At 72.0% G+C, this 15534-nt stretch carries 14 protein-coding genes; 7 read left to right on the forward strand and 7 right to left on the reverse strand.

The genetic code is table 11. The features are described 5' to 3' along the window. Nucleotides 1-79: 79 nt before the first annotated feature. Nucleotides 80-652 carry a TetR/AcrR family transcriptional regulator gene (locus RM788_RS02430; RefSeq protein WP_315929800.1) on the forward strand — a complete coding sequence of 191 codons (573 nt, stop codon included), beginning with the start codon at nucleotides 80-82 and terminating at the stop codon, nucleotides 650-652. 9 nt (nucleotides 653-661) lie between these two features. Here RM788_RS02430 and RM788_RS02435 read toward each other — a convergent pair whose 3' ends face one another. Then, nucleotides 662-1846 (reverse strand): PrsW family intramembrane metalloprotease, encoded by a 1185-nt coding sequence (locus tag RM788_RS02435; RefSeq protein ID WP_315929801.1) that lies wholly within the window; start codon nucleotides 1844-1846, stop codon nucleotides 662-664. After that, nucleotides 1843-2487 carry a hypothetical protein gene (locus tag RM788_RS02440; RefSeq protein ID WP_315929802.1) on the reverse strand — a complete coding sequence of 215 codons (645 nt, stop codon included), beginning with the start codon at nucleotides 2485-2487 and terminating at the stop codon, nucleotides 1843-1845. The genes RM788_RS02435 and RM788_RS02440 overlap by 4 nt, the downstream gene beginning before the upstream one ends. A 204-nt stretch (nucleotides 2488-2691) precedes the next feature. On the opposite strand from RM788_RS02440, the gene RM788_RS02445 reads away from it, so the two are divergent. The 3 genes from RM788_RS02445 to RM788_RS02455 are packed head-to-tail and all read left to right on the forward strand — an operon-like array spanning nucleotide 2692 to nucleotide 5341. After that, nucleotides 2692-3462: a MerR family transcriptional regulator gene (locus tag RM788_RS02445; protein WP_315929803.1), complete on the forward strand. Its 771-nt coding sequence runs from the start codon at nucleotides 2692-2694 to the stop codon at nucleotides 3460-3462. Nucleotides 3463-3517: 55 nt separating this feature from the next. Beyond that, a complete protein-coding gene (locus RM788_RS02450) occupies nucleotides 3518-5005 on the forward strand; it encodes an alpha/beta hydrolase (RefSeq protein WP_315929805.1) in 1488 nt (495 codons plus the stop codon). Between the two features lie 60 nt (nucleotides 5006-5065). Then, complete coding sequence (locus tag RM788_RS02455) at nucleotides 5066-5341, forward strand: aromatic-ring hydroxylase C-terminal domain-containing protein (protein ID WP_315929806.1); 276 nt, start codon at nucleotides 5066-5068, stop codon at nucleotides 5339-5341. Between the two features lie 12 nt (nucleotides 5342-5353). On the opposite strand, the gene RM788_RS02460 is transcribed toward RM788_RS02455, so the two are convergent. Continuing rightward, nucleotides 5354-7189 carry a LamG-like jellyroll fold domain-containing protein gene (locus tag RM788_RS02460; RefSeq protein WP_315929807.1) on the reverse strand — a complete coding sequence of 612 codons (1836 nt, stop codon included), beginning with the start codon at nucleotides 7187-7189 and terminating at the stop codon, nucleotides 5354-5356. A 188-nt stretch (nucleotides 7190-7377) separates the two neighbouring features. Here RM788_RS02460 and RM788_RS02465 point away from each other — a divergent pair, with 188 nt between their 5' ends. Continuing rightward, complete coding sequence (locus RM788_RS02465) at nucleotides 7378-8493, forward strand: inorganic phosphate transporter (protein ID WP_315929808.1); 1116 nt, start codon at nucleotides 7378-7380, stop codon at nucleotides 8491-8493. Between the two features lie 14 nt (nucleotides 8494-8507). Continuing rightward, nucleotides 8508-8732: a hypothetical protein gene (locus RM788_RS02470; RefSeq protein WP_315929809.1), complete on the forward strand. Its 225-nt coding sequence runs from the start codon at nucleotides 8508-8510 to the stop codon at nucleotides 8730-8732. Nucleotides 8733-8738: 6 nt separating this feature from the next. Here the strand turns inward: RM788_RS02470 and RM788_RS02475 are convergent, their stop codons facing one another. The 3 genes from RM788_RS02475 to RM788_RS02485 form a co-directional block, all read right to left on the reverse strand. Beyond that, complete coding sequence (locus tag RM788_RS02475) at nucleotides 8739-9650, reverse strand: DUF742 domain-containing protein (RefSeq protein WP_315929811.1); 912 nt, start codon at nucleotides 9648-9650, stop codon at nucleotides 8739-8741. Between the two features lie 40 nt (nucleotides 9651-9690). Further along, nucleotides 9691-10716 carry a PTS transporter subunit EIIC gene (locus RM788_RS02480; protein ID WP_315929812.1) on the reverse strand — a complete coding sequence of 342 codons (1026 nt, stop codon included), beginning with the start codon at nucleotides 10714-10716 and terminating at the stop codon, nucleotides 9691-9693. 411 nt (nucleotides 10717-11127) lie between these two features. Then, a complete protein-coding gene (locus RM788_RS02485) occupies nucleotides 11128-13305 on the reverse strand; it encodes a discoidin domain-containing protein (RefSeq protein WP_315929814.1) in 2178 nt (725 codons plus the stop codon). A 285-nt stretch (nucleotides 13306-13590) separates the two neighbouring features. On the opposite strand from RM788_RS02485, the gene RM788_RS02490 reads away from it, so the two are divergent. Further along, nucleotides 13591-14514: a DUF1996 domain-containing protein gene (locus RM788_RS02490; protein WP_315929815.1), complete on the forward strand. Its 924-nt coding sequence runs from the start codon at nucleotides 13591-13593 to the stop codon at nucleotides 14512-14514. 125 nt (nucleotides 14515-14639) lie between these two features. Here the strand turns inward: RM788_RS02490 and RM788_RS02495 are convergent, their stop codons facing one another. Then, complete coding sequence (locus RM788_RS02495; protein WP_315929817.1) at nucleotides 14640-15518, reverse strand: NmrA family NAD(P)-binding protein; 879 nt, start codon at nucleotides 15516-15518, stop codon at nucleotides 14640-14642. Nucleotides 15519-15534: the final 16 nt, after the last annotated feature.

Consider the following 15534-nt stretch of genomic DNA (forward strand, 5'->3'; position numbering starts at 1 on the left):
TAGCGGAATCCGTTCCGCTTACCACTTAAGCGGAACAGATTCCGGAACGCAAGCGGAGTCGGACAGCAAGGGGACCTCCATGCCCGCACCTCCCCGCCGGACCAGGAGCGACGCCCTGGAGAACCGGGCGCGCCTGCTGGAGGTCGCCGCGCGGGTCTTCGCCGAGCAGGGCCTGGACGCCGCACCCGCCGCCATCGCCAAGCAGGCGGGTGTCGGCGTCGGCACGCTCTACCGGCACTTCCCCACCAGGGAAGCCCTCGTGGACGCCGCCTACCGCCACCAGCTCACCCACGTGTGCGAACAGGCCGCCGACCTCGTCACCCGGCATCCGGCCGCCGAGGCCACCCGGCTGTGGATGACCCACTTCATCGGCTACGCCACGGCGAAGGCCGGCATGTCCGCGGCGCTCAACGCGATCATCGCCTCCGGTGTCGACCCCTTCGTCGACAGCCGCGCGCTCCTCACCGGCGCCGTCGCCACCCTGCTCGACGCGGGCGCCCGTGACGGCAGCGTGCGCACCGACGTCACCTCCCAGGACGTCCTGCTCCTCATGGGGGGCGTCGCCTACGCCGTGCAGCACGGCACCGAGGAGCAGGCGGGCAGGCTCGTGGACCTCTTCATGGACGCGCTGACGAAGAACGCCGCGTCCTGACCCGCGTAGTCAGGGCGTGGCGCGCAGGCGCAGGAGTTCGTTGCGGGCGTGCACGACCCCAGGGCTGTCGGCTCCACCGGCGCGGGCGATCTCGTGGGCGAGGTCGCCCGCGCCCTCGACCAGGTGCCGGGCTCCGCGACGGCTGCGGAGGTGCTTGCGGTAGGCCTTGCGCTCCTTCCGCAGGCCGCTCACCGCGTCGAGCAGCGGCGGATCCACGGCACCGGTCCCGATCTCCGGGGCGAGCAGGTCCCGCATCCAGACGCGCTCCTGCCGTGCGGCGAGGCGCAGGACGTGGAACAGCGCGACGAGCTCGACGGCGGCGATGAGGAACGGCAGCACCGCGGCCCAGAGCCCGCCGCCGCCGAGACCGCCCATGTCGTCCCAGGCGAAGTGGAAGACCATCGCCGCCAGCATGGCCAGCACGCCCCGCACGACGTCGCGTTCACCGGGCGTGCGGCCCAGGACCCACATCAGCCCCGCGCAGAAGATCGCGCTGAACAGCGCGTGCGACACGATCCCGGACGCGCCGCGGATGACGAACATCTGCAGCGACGTGCCGAACTGGTCGACGCCGTAGAGCTGGGCGGCGCCGTTGTAGACGTACAGGACGTCCTCGAAGACCTCGAAGCCCAGGCCGATGAACGCGCCGATGATGAACCCGTCGTAGGCGCTGCGGACCAGGCGCGGAGCCAGGCCGATGAGCAGCACCAGCCCCAGTGCCTTGCCCCACTCCTCGTTGATGGGCGCGGTGAGGCCCGCGGCCCAGTCGGCGGCGAAGGAGGTGCCGCCGAGCTTGGCCCAGATCTCCAGCAACGCGCCGTTGGCGGGCAGGGCGATCCAGAAGGTCGCGGCGACACCGCCCCAGAGGAACCCGGCCGCGAGCAACCCGGCCGGTTGGGCGGTGTAGCGGTTGTGGTGGCGCAGGAGCAGCAGCCACGGCACCAGGTAGAGGCCGAACAGCAGTGCGCCGCCGGTCAGGGCAGGTGTGTAGAACCCGGCCCCCTGGCCGAAGTAGCGGAACATGGACAGCGCGCCGCCACCGACGCCGATCACGTACACCCAGAACGCCAGGTTGTGCGGCTGCGGGAAGCGGAACCGCAGGCCCCAGCCCGACTGCTCGATCGCGGCCAGCTGCGCCGCCCTGGTTCCCGCGGGTGGCGCCGCCACGTTCACGGAGGAGGTCGCGTCGGTCATCGCCGGTCCCCCGGTGTGATGCTGCGCAGCAGCGCCGCGACCTCGTCGCGGAAGTCCTCGAACCGCCCCGGCGCGGTGCGGACCCTGACCAGCAGCGCGGGAGCCGCGTCGACCGCCTCCGCCGGGCCGGTGGCCATCTTGAAGGCCACGTCCAGCCCGTCGCCGCCGGGTCCCGTGCTGCTCTCCACCACCCCGACCAGGCCCGCGGCGGTGGTCACCGTGTCACGCGGCCCGGTGACCGCGGGCACGTCGTCGCCCTCCGAACGCCCCACCTGGTCGAGGAAGCCCCCGGCGCTCCCCTGGTAGGAGGTGCCCCGCAGTTCGACCTTCGCGCCACCCGAGGCCAGCTCGACGTGCACGGTCGAGGGTGTCGTCCCCGCACCGGTGGTCAGCGTGCCGTCCTCCAGCTGCCAGCCCACCGGCGGCACCGCGGTCGCCCCGTCCCCCAGGTCCAGCACGTCACCCGCCCGGATCTCGTTGTGCCACGGGATCGCCGCGTTGAGCGCGGGCAACCCGTAGATCAGCACCAGGGCGATCCCCAGTACGAGGAACCCCACGCCGAAGGTCCGCCGGTCCAGCCCGAGGAACCGGTGCTCGACGGGCACCCGTTCCCCCGACGGGTCCTGTGTCCGCACCGCCATCGGATCTCCCTCCGCACCCCGTGGTGACTGCCCGCGATCGGTTGAGCACGTGCCGCTACCGCCAGTGGTGGGAGCACCGTAATCGCGCCGTGCGCCCTCCGCATGTCGACCGGACCGCGGCGAGTCCCGGGGGAGACGAAGGTGGATCGCCGCCTCATCCCTTCGTCGCGAACTCCGCGGCGGCCTTGACCGTGCCGCAGCGGCATGGTTTCCACTGGACGTGTCGGTGCGACCGCGCCGAGGGATCCGGGGGTCGTCGTGGGGTGGAGCACCAGTCAGCTCGCCGAGCTGGCGGGCACGACGCTGCGGACGATCCGGCACTACCACGAGGTGGGTCTGCTGGCCGAGCCCGAACGCCGGGCCAACGGCTACAAGAGCTACGGCGTGCCCCACCTCGTGCGCGTGCTGCGGATCAAGCGCCTCACCGGCCTCGGGCTCCCGTTGGCGCGGATCGCGGAACTGGGCGACGCCGACGAGCACCCCGGCGAGGCGCTGCGCGGGCTGGACGCCGAACTGGCCGCCACGATCGAGCGCCTCCAGGCGGTGCGGGCGGAACTCGCCCTTGTCCTGAGCGAGGAGACGCCGACCGACCTCCCTCCCGACCTCGCCGCGAGCATCGCGGACGCGGACCTGTCACCGCAGGACCGCGCGGTCACCGTCGTGCTGGCCCGGCTGATCGCGCCGGAGGCGCTGTCCTCGTACGCCGGGGTGCTGGAGGGCTACTCGAAGGACCCCGTGGAGGCGGAGTTCGACGCCCTGCCCGCCGACGCGGACGAGGCGACCCGACAACGCCTGGCCGACGCCATGCGCGCGCTCCCGTTCGTGCGGGAGATGCGCGCCGCGTTCCCGGAGTCCACCGGCGTGTACACGGGTGCGCCGCGGGGCGAGCGGTTCGCGTTGAGGGTGATGGCCGAGGCCGTCGCCGAGGTCTACAACGCGGCGCAGATCGATGTCCTGATCCGCATGAACGACTGACGTCACCCGGTTTCGGCGTGCCGACGGGGCACGCCACGAGGAAGGGGATTTGCACATGCGAACAACAGTGCCCGTTGTCGCCGTGGTGGTGGCCGTGGCGGCGTTGGTGGTGCCCGGAGTGTCGTCGGCGGCGCCCGCCGCCACCGTGCGGTGGGTCGAGTGCCCGGCCGACGTCGTGGCTCCGGGTGTGGAGTGCGGGACGCTCCGGGTGCCGTTGGACTACCGGGAACCGGACGGCCGCCGGATCGAGGTGACGATCTCGCGCCTGGCGAGCAAGAACCCGGCGAAGCGCCGCGGTGTCCTGCTCACCAACCCCGGCGGGCCGAGCGAGGGCCTGACCTTCCCGGCCGACCTGCGCCGGGGCGGTCTGCCGCAGAGCGTGCTGGACGCCTACGACGTGATCGGCGTCGACCCGCGCGGCATCGGCCGCAGCACACCGGTGACGTGCGACCTGACCGAGGAGCAGCGGAACGCGGGCAGCGTCCCGCCGTACGCCGTGACGCCCGCCGACGTGCGGAAGAGGGCCGTGGAGGCGGAGACGATCGCCCGGAAGTGCGCCGCGTCGCCGACCGCGGACCTGCTGCCGCACAACACGACCGCGAACATCGCCCGCGACCTGGACCTGATCCGCGCCGCGCTGGGCGAGCGGACGGCGTCGTTCCTCGGCTACTCGTACGGCACGTACCTGGGCGCGGTGTACACCGCGCTGTTCCCGCGGACCACCGACCGCGTCGTGCTCGACAGCAACCTCGGCGCGGGCGGCTGGGACGTCGAGGGCGGTCGGATGTACGCCCGCGGCGTGGAGGACGCGTTCCCCGACTTCGCGAAGTGGGCGGCGGCCCACCCCGAGTACGGCCTGGGCGGGACACCGGAACTGGTGCGGGCGAAGTACTTCGACCTCGCCGGCCGTCTCGACCGGACGCCCGTGCAGGGCATCAGCGGCCCGTTGTTCCGCATGCTCACGTTCGTCGGCCTCTACGCCGGCGGTGACGCCGCGTTCGGCGCGATGGCCGCGAACTGGAGGGCGTTGGACACCGACACCCCGCTGCCGCCGGGCCCCTCACCCGACCTCTCGCGGCTCGAATCCCTGATCTCCGGGCGCTTCCACGTGATGTGCGGCGATTCCCGCTGGCCCACGTCGGTGGCGACCTACGAGCGCAACGTCGCCGTCGACCGCGTCCACTACCCGATGTTCGGCGCGGCGGCGGCCAACGTCTACCCGTGCGCGTTCTGGCCGGACCCCGTCGAGCAGCCGGTGCGGATCTCCGACCGCGGCCCGCGCAACGTGCTCATGGTGCAGAACGAGCGCGACCCCGCCACGCCGCTGGCGGGCGCGCTGTCGACGCGGCGGGCTTTTGGGGACCGCGCGGCGATGCTGACCATCGACCACGCCGGGCACGGCGCGTACCTCTTCGCCGGGAACACGTGCGCGAACGACAAGGTGACCGCGTACCTGCTCGGCGGGCAGCGCCCGGCGCACGACGTCGCGTGCGCCGCGGAAGCCCACTCCCCTGCCGCCACCGGGATTCCGGCCATCGGATAGCGCCGACCGCACCGCGTGCCCGCTCGTCCCGTCCGCGGGGAGTGGGCACGCGGTGCGGTCGTGCGTCCGCGACTCGGCCCGGTGCTCGCGCCGCTGGTCGCCCTGTTCACCCGCGTCGCCACCCACCCCGCGGGCAACCGCGCCTTCGCCGAGACCGTCACCGGCCTGGACACCCGCTACCGCGTGTCCCCCGGCGGCGACCACCCCTGGCCGGGCCGGCTGGCACCCGACCTCGTGCTGGACACCGGCTGTGGCCGCACCCGCCTGACCGGGCTGCTCACCCCTGGGTGCGGTGTGCTGCTCGACCTGACCGGGGGCGGCACCGTCGGCGGATGACCCCGCGACCGCCTACCGCCCCGGCACCGCGGTGAGGAACTGCTCCGGACGCAGCGCCCGTGCCACGATCCGGGTGTCGCCGATCCAGCCGTAGAACCCGTGCCCGTAGCGCAGGGCGAACTGGGTGGCGCCGATGACGAACGGCTTGCCCAGCGTGGAGATGCCCCTGGACTCCTCGGCGGCGTTGCGGGAGATCTTCGCGCCGTCCACGTACATCGTGGTGCGCCTGCCGTCGTTGACCACGGCGACGTGGGTCCAGCGGCCGGTCGGGACGGCGTGGCTCCAGGAGGTCGGGTCGGCGTCGGTCGGGACGGGGTAGACGACGAACTGGAGGAAGCGCTCGCCGGAGACGTTGAGGCTGCAGGTGGGTTCCTCCGGCGACCAGCCGCTGGACTTGCCCGCGTCGCCGCTGCGGCCCTCCCAGCTGAGCACGCCCATGAACGCGTGGTCGCCCTCGAACGGCTCGGGCAGCTTGAGGAAGGTCTCGATGGTGTAGCCGGACTCGAACCTGGCGCTGTTGACCGGGGCCTTCGGCGAGGCCCGCAGGACGGCGCCGCGGTCGGGGTCGTGGCCGCCGCCGAAGCGGAGGCTGGCGTGGGCGGGCGCGGTGTCGTGGTGGTCGGCGGACCAGGTCAGCGCCTCGGGGCCGCCCGCGCCGAGCAGGTGGACGGTGAGGTCGTTGCCGTGGCCGGTGAGGTCGCGGGCGACGCTGCCGGGCGCGACCGGGCCGCCTTCGGCGCCCGCCGCGGGCAGGCCGTCGGTGTCGAAGCGCCAGTAGGCCACCGTGTCCTTGACGAGCACGGCGGCCGCGGGGCGCGCGGCGGGCAGCGCGGGCGGGGCGAACCCGGCGAAGCGCTCGCGGAAGTCGATCTCCACGGAGAACCGGTCGGCGTCGCCGGTCAGCCTGGCGGTCTCGACCTCGGGCACCGTGGAGCCGCGGGTCAGCAGCCACGGGGAGAGCGTCTCGACGTCGATCACGCCGCGGGCGACGTCGAAGGTGTAGAAGCGGACCATGCCCGCGCCGCCGTAGTAGCGGTCCTGGTAGTTGGTGATGTGCAGGTGCACGGGGTTGCCGTGGTCGTTGGTCAGCGTCGTGCGCCCCGGCGGCCAGTAGTGGCCGTTGAGGGTGAGGAAGATCTGGTCGTTGCGGCGGATCAGGCCGTCCCACAACCGCCGCCCGTGCTCGGACAGCTCGGCGTGGCCGTCGTCGGCGGACACCAGGTCGTGCGTGGTGAGGACGACCGGCAGCGTCGGGTGCTGGTCGATGACCTGCTGGGCCCACCGGAGCCCCTGGTCGGACACGCGCCAGTCCAGCGCCAGCAGCAGCCACCGCCGCCCGCCCGCGCGGATGACGTGGAAGCTGTTGCACCCCTTGGCGTCGAAGCCGCCGAACGTCGGCATCCGGGAGAACCGGCCGGGCGGGAACGTCCGCGAGTACGGGGTGGCGGCGCGCTGGTCGTCGGTGCCGCCCGGCACGTCGTGGTTGCCCGCCAGGACGCTGTAGGGCATCCGGCCGTCCAGGACGCGGAACACCGAGTCGGCCGTGCGCATCTCGCGCTCGGTGCCGTGCTCGGTCACGTCGCCGAGGTGGGCCAGGAACACGACGTCCGGGCGCTGGAGCAGCGCGCGCAGGGTGTGCCGGACCGGTTCGGAGTCCGAGCCGCCCTCGTCGAGGAGGTACTGGGTGTCCGGCAGCACCGCGATCGTGAAGCGCGGGTCGTCCGGGTCGTGGGGCGAGGTCCGGGCGGACGCCTCGGGGGCGGTCGTGGCCGCGAGAGCCGCGACCGCGGGCGCGGTGAACGCGGCCTGCAGGACGGTGCGGCGCCCGACGATCGGGGTGTCGGCCATGTGGTGGTGCCTCCAGGTGCGCGGTAGCTGTGCCCGGCAGCCTGTCGGTACCCGCTGCCGCGCGGTCGACGTCCGGCCGAACAGCAGCCGCACAGCGGTTGAAATCCGTTCACCGGCCCGTGTTCACCCGTTGTTCGGATTCGGCTCGTACCTTCGGGTCGATCCCACCGTCGACGGAGGAGGGCGCGATGGACGTCTCGGTGATCGTCCTGGTGGTCGTGGTGACCGCCTTGGCCTTCGACTTCACCAACGGGTTCCACGACACCGCGAACGCGATGGCCACGTCCATCGCCACCGGGGCGTTGAGGCCCAAGGTGGCGGTGGGCATGTCGGCGGTGCTGAACCTGGCGGGGGCGTTCCTGTCCATCGAGGTCGCGAAGACGATCTCGAGCGGGATCGTCGACGAGAGCAGGATCAGCCCGGCGATCATCTTCGGCGGGCTAGTCGGCGCGGTGGTGTGGAACCTCGCGACGTGGCTGCTGGGACTGCCGTCCAGTTCCTCGCACGCCCTGTTCGGCGGCCTGATCGGCGCGACCTGGGTGGCGTCCGGCGCGGACGCGGTGCGGTTCACGACGGTGGTGGAGAAGGTGCTGATCCCGGCGGTGGCCTCACCGCTGATCGCCGGTGTGGTGGCGGCGATCGCCACCTACCTGGCCTACACGATCACCCGCCGGACCTCCGGTGGCACCCGCACCCGCGGTTTCCGGATCGGGCAGGTCGCGTCGGCGTCGCTGGTGTCGTTGGCGCACGGCACGAACGACGCGCAGAAGACCATGGGCGTCATCACGCTGACGCTGATCACCGCGGGATCGCTGCCCGCCGGGGCGCGGCCGCCGCTGTGGGTGGTCCTGTCCGCGGGCACGGCCATCGCGCTGGGCACCTACCTGGGCGGCTGGCGGATCATCCGCACGATGGGCAAGGGCATCACGGACATCGAGAGCCCGCAGGGGTTCGCGGCCGAGACCAGTGCCGCCGCGGTCATCCTGACCTCGTCGCAGCTGGGGTTCGCGCTGTCCACCACGCACGTCTGCTCCGGCGGTGTGATCGGCGCGGGCGTCGGCAAGCGCCTGGCCGAGGTCCGCTGGGGCGTGGCCGGGCGGATGGCGGTGGCGTGGCTGCTCACCCTGCCCGCCGCGGCCGTCGTCGGCGCGCTGGCCGGTGAACTGGCCGCGCAGGGCACGGCGGGCACGATCGTCGTGGCGCTCGCCGCCGCCGCGATCGCCGTCGGCTGCTACGTCGCCTCGCGCCGCGACCCCGTCGGCGCGCACAACGTCAACGACGTCCCCACCCGCGCCACCGCCTGAGCGAGGAGCCGACCGTGCACGTGAACTGGAGCGCGTTGGGCGAGGTCCTCCTCGTCGCGCTGACCGCGGGCGTCGGGGTGGTCGCCCTGTTCTCCTCGGGGATCGTCGCGCTGGACCGCCGGACGACCGCGCGGGCCGATCGGCGTCCGGCGGGCGTGGCGACGGCGACCTCCGCGCTGTGCTTCCTGGCCTGCGCGGCGGTCGTCGTGTACGGCCTGTACCTCGTCGTGGTCCGCTGATCCCGGTCAGGACATCCGGAGCAGCCCCTCGCGGACCCGTTCGAGCAGTTCGCGCCCCGGCCTGCTGTCCGCGGTGGACGGCCGCTGGTCGACCACGACCAGGCCCGCCTCGATCGCGTCGGCGATGAGCACGCGCGCCACGCCGAGCGGGGCGTTGAGGTAGGCCGACACCTCCGCGACCGACTGCGGGGCGCTGACGCACAGGTTGCAGATCAGGGCGGTGTCCGAGGTGATGCCGGGGTTGCCCGGCTCGCGCTCGTGCAGCCTGGTCACCGACAGCATGGTCTCCAGGCGCAGGTCGTGCCCCTGCTCGACCCGGCCCTGCGTGCGGATGTAGGGCCGCACCACCATGTCCTCGTCCACCAGGACGAAGTCCGGTTCGGGGACACCGTCCGGTTCGGGGACACCGTCCGGTTCGGGGACACCGTCCGGTTCGGGGACACCGTCCGGTTCGGATGCGCCGGCGGGTTCGGGGCGCGGCCGGTCGAGGACCGGTTCGAGCCCCGCCGCGGCGAAGGCCTCCCACGTCTGGTCCTTGAGGGGCGGTCGCGGCAGCGGCACGGCCACGTCCGGTTCGGCGGGTTCCTCGGTGAAGGCTCCCCACACCGCCGGCGGCACCGGCTCCGGGTTCGTCTTGGTGAACGCGTTCCACTCGGCGGGTGGTTCCGGCTCGACGGGCGGACCCGGTGGCGGCTGCACGGCGGCCGCCTTGTTCTTGGCGAACGCCTCCCACAGGTGCGGGCGCCGGGGCGGGGGTTCCGGCTCGGGTTCCGGCGTCGGTTCCGGTTCGGGCTCGGGTTCCGGTCGGGACCACCCCTGCGGGCAGGGGCGGAAGTCGTTGTCCGCCCACTGCTGGTAGTCCGGCCATCCACCGAAGGCCAGCGGGTGGAACTCGGCCTTCTTCGCGCGCTTGGTCATCGCGTCGCCGCGCTGTCGTCGTCCCGCCCCGTCGCGCCGGTCAACGGCTTGCCGCCAGCGGTGCGGCGTGCGCGGTGACCCGTCCGCCGCCCTCCACGCCTTCGTCCCTGCCCTTGCCCAGCTTCAGCAGCGCGGCGGCGACGGCGAACGAGACGGCGGTCGCGGCGGCCACGCCCGCGATGACGGGCAGGTAGCCGCCCCTGGGCGTGACGGCCATCAGCGCGATGATGCTGCCCGGTGACGGCGTCGCGATGAGGCCGGCACCGGTGGCGTCGAACACGAACACGCCAGCGGCGCCGCCCGCTATCGCGGCCAGGACCAGCCGGGGCGCGGCCAGCACGTACGGGAAGTAGATCTCGTGGATGCCGCCGAGGAAGTGGATGACGACCGCGCCGGGCGCGGTGGCCCGCGTCATCCGGTCGCCGAACAGCGAGCAGGCCAGCAGGATGCCGAGACCCGGTCCGGGGTTGGTCTCCAGCAGGAAGTGGATCGCCTTGCCGGTGGCCGCCGCGTCCTCCACGCCCAGTGGCGCCAGGACGCCGTGGTTGACGGCGTTGTTGAGGAACAGGACCTTCGCGGGCTCGATGATCAGCGACACCAGCGGGAGCAGGTGCTGGTCGATCACCCAGTGCACGCCGCTGCCCAGCGCCTTGGTCGCCACCTCGACGGCGGGACCGATGCTGAGCGTGCCCGCTATCGCGAGCCCGCCGCCGATGATGCCCGCGCTGAAGTTGTCGACCAGCATCTTGAAGCCCGACGACGCCCGGTGGCCGAGGTGGCGGTCGAACAGCCTGATCGCCAGCGCGCCGACCGGACCCATGATCATCGCGCCGAAGAACATCGGGATGTCGGCGCCGACGACGATGCCGATCGTGGCCACCGCGCCGACCACGCCGCCGCGGTGCTCGTGCACCAGCCGACCGCCGGTGTAGGCGATCAGGATCGGCAGCAGAACCCTGACCATCGGGTCGACCAACCGCTCCAGCGTCGAATTCGGCAGCCAGCCGTCGGGAATGAACAACGCCGTGATCAGACCCCATGCGATGAAAGCGCCGATGTTCGGCATGACGATGCTCGCGAGATGGCCACCGAGTTGCCGAAGGACCGTCCCGACCGATCGGCCGGAGGATTGATCTTCGTTGATCATGGCGTCACGTACTTCCCTCGGCGCTGGTCAGCAAGTTTTCGCTAGGCGACGTCAGCGAATCTAGTGGCGCGTCCGGAAAGCGGTCAATCGAAGAACGGGGAATGTTGCGGCAGGGGACGACATTCAGGGATTGGACCGCTGACGGCGTCCATTCCGGTGAATTCGGAACAGGGGGGCGAATAGCATTTCCGGGGGTTGACGGATCGAACGGACGCCCCTTTGCAGGGGTGCCTTCGGCGAAGACTGGGGTTGCGCGGGGTCGTCCGGAGCGGGAACGGGAACGGGGAGGCGGGGCGCGAACGCCCCACCTCCCCGCCGCACGTGCCGCGCTCAGCGCCGGTAGACGCCGAACTCGTACATCGCGTAGCCCCACGCGGTGCCGCGCTGGGTGGCGTTGACGCGGACGTAGCGGGCCGTGGCCGTCACGTCGACGTCGTCCGCCCCGCCGTCACCGGTGGTGGTGGCGTACAGGTCGCGCCAGTTGGTGCCGTCGTCGGAGGCCTGGATCCGGTAGGCCTTGCCGAACGCGGCCTCCCAGATCAGCTGGACGTGGTTGAACGTCTGGACCGAGCCGAGGTCGACCCTGATCCACTGCGGGTCGCTCCAGTCGCTGGCCCACCGGGTGGTGGCGTTGCCGTCGGTGGCGCGCTCCGGCGGGTACGGGGCGCCGTCGCCGACGGCCTGGTAGGACGACGCGGTGGTCGGCTTGCCCTGGGCGATGTTCGTGCCCTGCACCGGCGGCGGGACCACGCGGAAGGACTTGGTCTCGATGCCGATGTTGCCCTTGCCGTCCCTGGCGTACAGGTACACCTTCCACACGCCCAGCATCTGCGGCGCGGTCACCGTGAACGGGCCGTTGCCGGTGAACGCGGCGGAGATGATGCCGCCCGCACCGTTGATGTACTTGCTGTTGAGGCCGATCGTGTAGCTGATCGGGTCCCCGTTGGGGTCGCTGACGTTGGCGGACAGCGTGAACGTGCCGCCTGCCGGGACGTCGGTGGTGCGACTGAGAGCCATGTTCGTGATCACCGGCGGGGTGTTGGGAGCCGCCGCGCCGCCGTACATCTGCCGCACCGCGTAGTAGGACAGCCGCTTCTCGCCGTTGGGGATCAGGTTGAACCAGACGCCGCCGAAGTCGCCTTCGGTGCCGTAGTGGAACAGCGTGGCGCCCAGCGCGACACCGGTGTGGCCGGTGATGCAGTTCCACGCGCGCAGGTAACCGTCGCGCTTGGCCACGTCGGTCGGCTCGGTCGGGACGCCGTTGACGTCGTTGGGGACCTCCCACTCACCGGCGGGGCCGCCCTCGGTGACGATGTAGGGCTTGGTGTAGCCGCCGTTGATCCAGTCCTGCCTGATGTTGCACACGGCGTTGTAGGCGTTGACCGAGTACAGGTCCAGGTCGGGGGCGTTGGCCTTGAGGTAGGGCCACGCGCCGGTCCACGCGTCGGTGTTGGTGACGGGGTGGTTCGCGTCGATCGCGTGGATGGCGCGGGCCGCGTCGTTGACGAAGCGGGCGTAGGCGTTGCGCTGGTTCTCCAGCTCGGTGCCGGAGAAGCAGTTCTGCATGCCGAGGATGGACTCGTTGCCGACGTTCCACATCAGCACGCCCTGGTGGGCCTTGTACTCGGTGACCCAGCGCTGGATCTCCGAGAGCATGTTCGCCTTGTAGGTGGCGTCGGTGACGTAGTTGACGCAGCCGCCGCTGCCGGGGCCGCCGCCCGGTTGCAGCCAGAAGCCCGCGACGACCTTGACGCCGTTGGCGGCCGCGGCGTCGAACAGCGGCTTGCTGCCCGCGTCGGTGCCCCAGGTGCGGATCGTGTTGACGCCCATGGACTTCACGTCGGGCATCCGGCTCGCGGCCTCGGAGACCGGGGGTCCCCAGGTGAGGCCCTTGACCACGTAGGGGGCGCCGTCGACGGAGAGCTGCCAGTTGCCCTGCGTGCCGGTGACCCGCGTGATGCCGGGTCCGCCGCCGGGGTTGCCGGGGTTGCCGCCGCCGCCGGGCGTGCCGCTGACCTGGAACTCCCACAGGGAGTAGCCGTAGCCGTTGGCGCGCTGGGTGCCGAGCATCCGCACGTACCGGCCGCTGCCGGAGACCGCGAGGGTCTGCGTGCCGCCGGGGCCGGTCGTGGTGCTGTAGACCGAGCGCCAGTCCTGCGCGTTGTCGGAGACCTGGATCTGGAACGCCGTGGCGTAGGCCGATTCCCAGCGCAGCACGACCTCGCTGATGGCGGCGGTCGAGCCGAGGTCGACCTGCAACCACTGCGGGTCGCTGAACGTGCTGCTCCAGCGGGTGTTCAGGTCGCCGTCGACGGCGGCGGCGGGAGCGGTGCCCGCGCCCTCGCTCGACGAGGCGGTCGCCGGTTTGCCCTGGGAGAGCAGGGTGGCGGCCTGGGCGGGGTTCGCCGTGGCCACGAGGCAGCCGAGGAACACGGCGAGCAGCGCGACCAGGGCGAGGGGACGGGTTCGCCTGCGCCGCAGGGATGCGTCGGGCGGATCGGTGCGCATGACATCTCCTACCTGGGTGGGGACCGCGCCGGTGTGAGCCGCTCGAACCCCCGGCAGCGGGGACCGATGGGAGAGCGCTCTCCGGTGAGCCCTGAGTGTTACGAGCGGATGTCGGAGATGTCAAGCAATCTACCTGCGAAATTACGACCGGAACACGCCAGGAGTGGTTCTCCGAGCTTGACAGGCACACAGGAGGGTCACATCCTGTGGGAGAGCGCTCTCCAAGTTGACCGCTCCAGGTTCGCGCCGCGATCCGGCGGCGCTCCTCTCCCTGCAGGAGGATCCGTGATCCGCAGACTCTCGCTCCTCTCAGCGGGCGTGGCGGCCGTGCTGGCCGCGTCCACGCTCGTCAGCTCCGGCCTCGCCGCCCAGGCCGACACGCTCGTCACGCACCACGAGTTCCAGACGAACTGCTCGGTCACCAAGCACGCCCCCGACGACCCGATCGTGCTGCCCAACCTCCCCGGCGCGTCGCACGACCACACGTTCGTCGGCAACAGGACGACCAACGCGAGCACCACGCTGCCGTCGCTGCTCGCGCCCGGCGCGTACGCCACGTCGTGCGTGAACCCCGACGACCTCTCGGCGTACTGGTTCCCCACCGTCTTCAAGGGCGACCAGCCGTTCATGCCGAACTTCGCGCAGGTCGTCTACTACAAGTCCGGCATCCTGGACTACAAGGCCGTCCGCCCCTTCCCGCAGGGGCTGCGGTACGTGGTCGGCAGCGTGACCGCGACCCAGGAGCAGTTCCGCACCGCGCCCGGCGCCGTCGAGGGCTGGGAGTGCGGCAACAGCTCGAAGAACTGGGACTTCCCGGCCAACTGCCCGATCGGGTCCCAGCTCAACATCCGCTACCAGGCCCCGAGTTGCTGGAACGGCGTCGACCTCGACTCCGCGGACCACAAGAGCCACATGGCCTACCCGGTCAACGGGGTCTGCCCGGCCAGCCACCCGCGGCCGGTGCCGATGCTGGAGTTCAAGATCGCCTTCCCGGTGGACGGCGACATGTCGGCGGTGCGGCTCGCGAGCGGCCGCGGCTTCTCGTGGCACTACGACTTCTTCAACGCCTGGGACGTCCCCACACTGGCGGCGCTGGTGAGCCACTGCATCAACGGCGGCCTCCAGTGCAACCCGAAGGGCTTCGACCTCTACAAGCCCGACCGCGGCCAGGTGCTCGGCGACAACTACCGCCTGCCCGGCAGGCCCTGACGCCACCGTCCACTTCGGACGGCGGGCGGGACACCGCCGCGGCGGGATGAGTGGACCGCATCCCGCCGAGGGCGGAGGTCGCGAAGACAGGCCGGTGGGTGGCAGCCCACCGGCCTGTCGGCGTCTCACGCCAGGACGGCGGGCCTGAGCACTTCCTCGCACCACTTGCGGAAGCTCGTCGGGGTGCTGGACCCCGGCGTGCGCGGCTCGGCGTTGTCGAGCCCGTTCTCCTTGGCCACCACCATGTCCACCATCCCCTGCGCCATCGCGTCGGACATCCCGTTCCCGGTCAGCATCGCCCGGTACGCCTCGATCGGGGTCCGCTCGAAGCGCACCGGCCTGCCCAGCACCTCGGACATGGTCCGCGCCATGTCGTCGGCGGACAGGTCCTCCGGCCCCAGCACCGCGACGCTGCCGTTCCCGCTCCAGGAGTGGTCGAGCAGCAGGCGCGCGGCGACCGCGGCGATGTCGCGGGTGGCGCACGTGGGGGCCTTGAGGTCGCCGGGGATCGGCTGCGAGTACACGCCGCGGTCCCTGATCGGGACGACCTGGCGCAGGACGTTGTCCATGAACGACGGCATCACCAGCGCGCGGTAGGCCACGCCGGTGGCGGCGATCGCGTCGTCCGCGGCGAGCGTCGCCGACACGAACCCGGCGTTGTCGGACACGCCGCGACCCAGAGCCGAGACGCCGACCACGCGGTTGACGCCGTGGCGCCCGAAGGCCTCGCACGCGGGCCTGGTGAAGTCGACGTAGGCGGCGTCGACACTGGCGGCGCGGGGGTTCGGCGGGACCAGCCAGAACACCGAGTCGGCGCCGTCGAACGCGCGGTCGAGGACGTCGGCGTCGCCGTGCGACCCCGGCACGACCTCGACGCGCTCGCGCACCCCCTCGGGCAGCCGGGAGGGGTCGCGGGCGATCACCCGGACGGGCTCGCCGCGGTCGAGGACGCGGTCGAGGACCTGGCGCCCGATCTGGCCCGCGGGTGTCGTGATGACGATCATGGTGTCTCCAGTGGAC

The sequence above is a fragment of the Umezawaea sp. Da 62-37 genome (genome assembly GCF_032460545.1).
Taxonomy (GTDB): domain Bacteria; phylum Actinomycetota; class Actinomycetes; order Mycobacteriales; family Pseudonocardiaceae; genus Umezawaea.

Excerpts from the sequence above, each read along its gene's own strand:
- RM788_RS02445 (WP_315929803.1), top strand. The coding sequence starts at position 2,692 with ATGGTTTCCACTGGACGTGTCGGTGCGACCGCGCCGAGGGATCCGGGG.
- RM788_RS02435 (WP_315929801.1), bottom strand. The coding sequence starts at position 1,846 with ATGACCGACGCGACCTCCTCCGTGAACGTGGCGGCGCCACCCGCGGGA.
- RM788_RS02450 (WP_315929805.1), top strand. The coding sequence starts at position 3,518 with ATGCGAACAACAGTGCCCGTTGTCGCCGTGGTGGTGGCCGTGGCGGCG.
- RM788_RS02430 (WP_315929800.1), top strand. The coding sequence starts at position 80 with ATGCCCGCACCTCCCCGCCGGACCAGGAGCGACGCCCTGGAGAACCGG.
- RM788_RS02440 (WP_315929802.1), bottom strand. The coding sequence starts at position 2,487 with ATGGCGGTGCGGACACAGGACCCGTCGGGGGAACGGGTGCCCGTCGAG.
- RM788_RS02460 (WP_315929807.1), bottom strand. The coding sequence starts at position 7,189 with ATGGCCGACACCCCGATCGTCGGGCGCCGCACCGTCCTGCAGGCCGCG.
- RM788_RS02475 (WP_315929811.1), bottom strand. The coding sequence starts at position 9,650 with ATGACCAAGCGCGCGAAGAAGGCCGAGTTCCACCCGCTGGCCTTCGGT.
- RM788_RS02465 (WP_315929808.1), top strand. The coding sequence starts at position 7,378 with ATGGACGTCTCGGTGATCGTCCTGGTGGTCGTGGTGACCGCCTTGGCC.
- RM788_RS02495 (WP_315929817.1), bottom strand. The coding sequence starts at position 15,518 with ATGATCGTCATCACGACACCCGCGGGCCAGATCGGGCGCCAGGTCCTC.
- RM788_RS02480 (WP_315929812.1), bottom strand. The coding sequence starts at position 10,716 with ATGCCGAACATCGGCGCTTTCATCGCATGGGGTCTGATCACGGCGTTG.
- RM788_RS02485 (WP_315929814.1), bottom strand. The coding sequence starts at position 13,305 with ATGCGCACCGATCCGCCCGACGCATCCCTGCGGCGCAGGCGAACCCGT.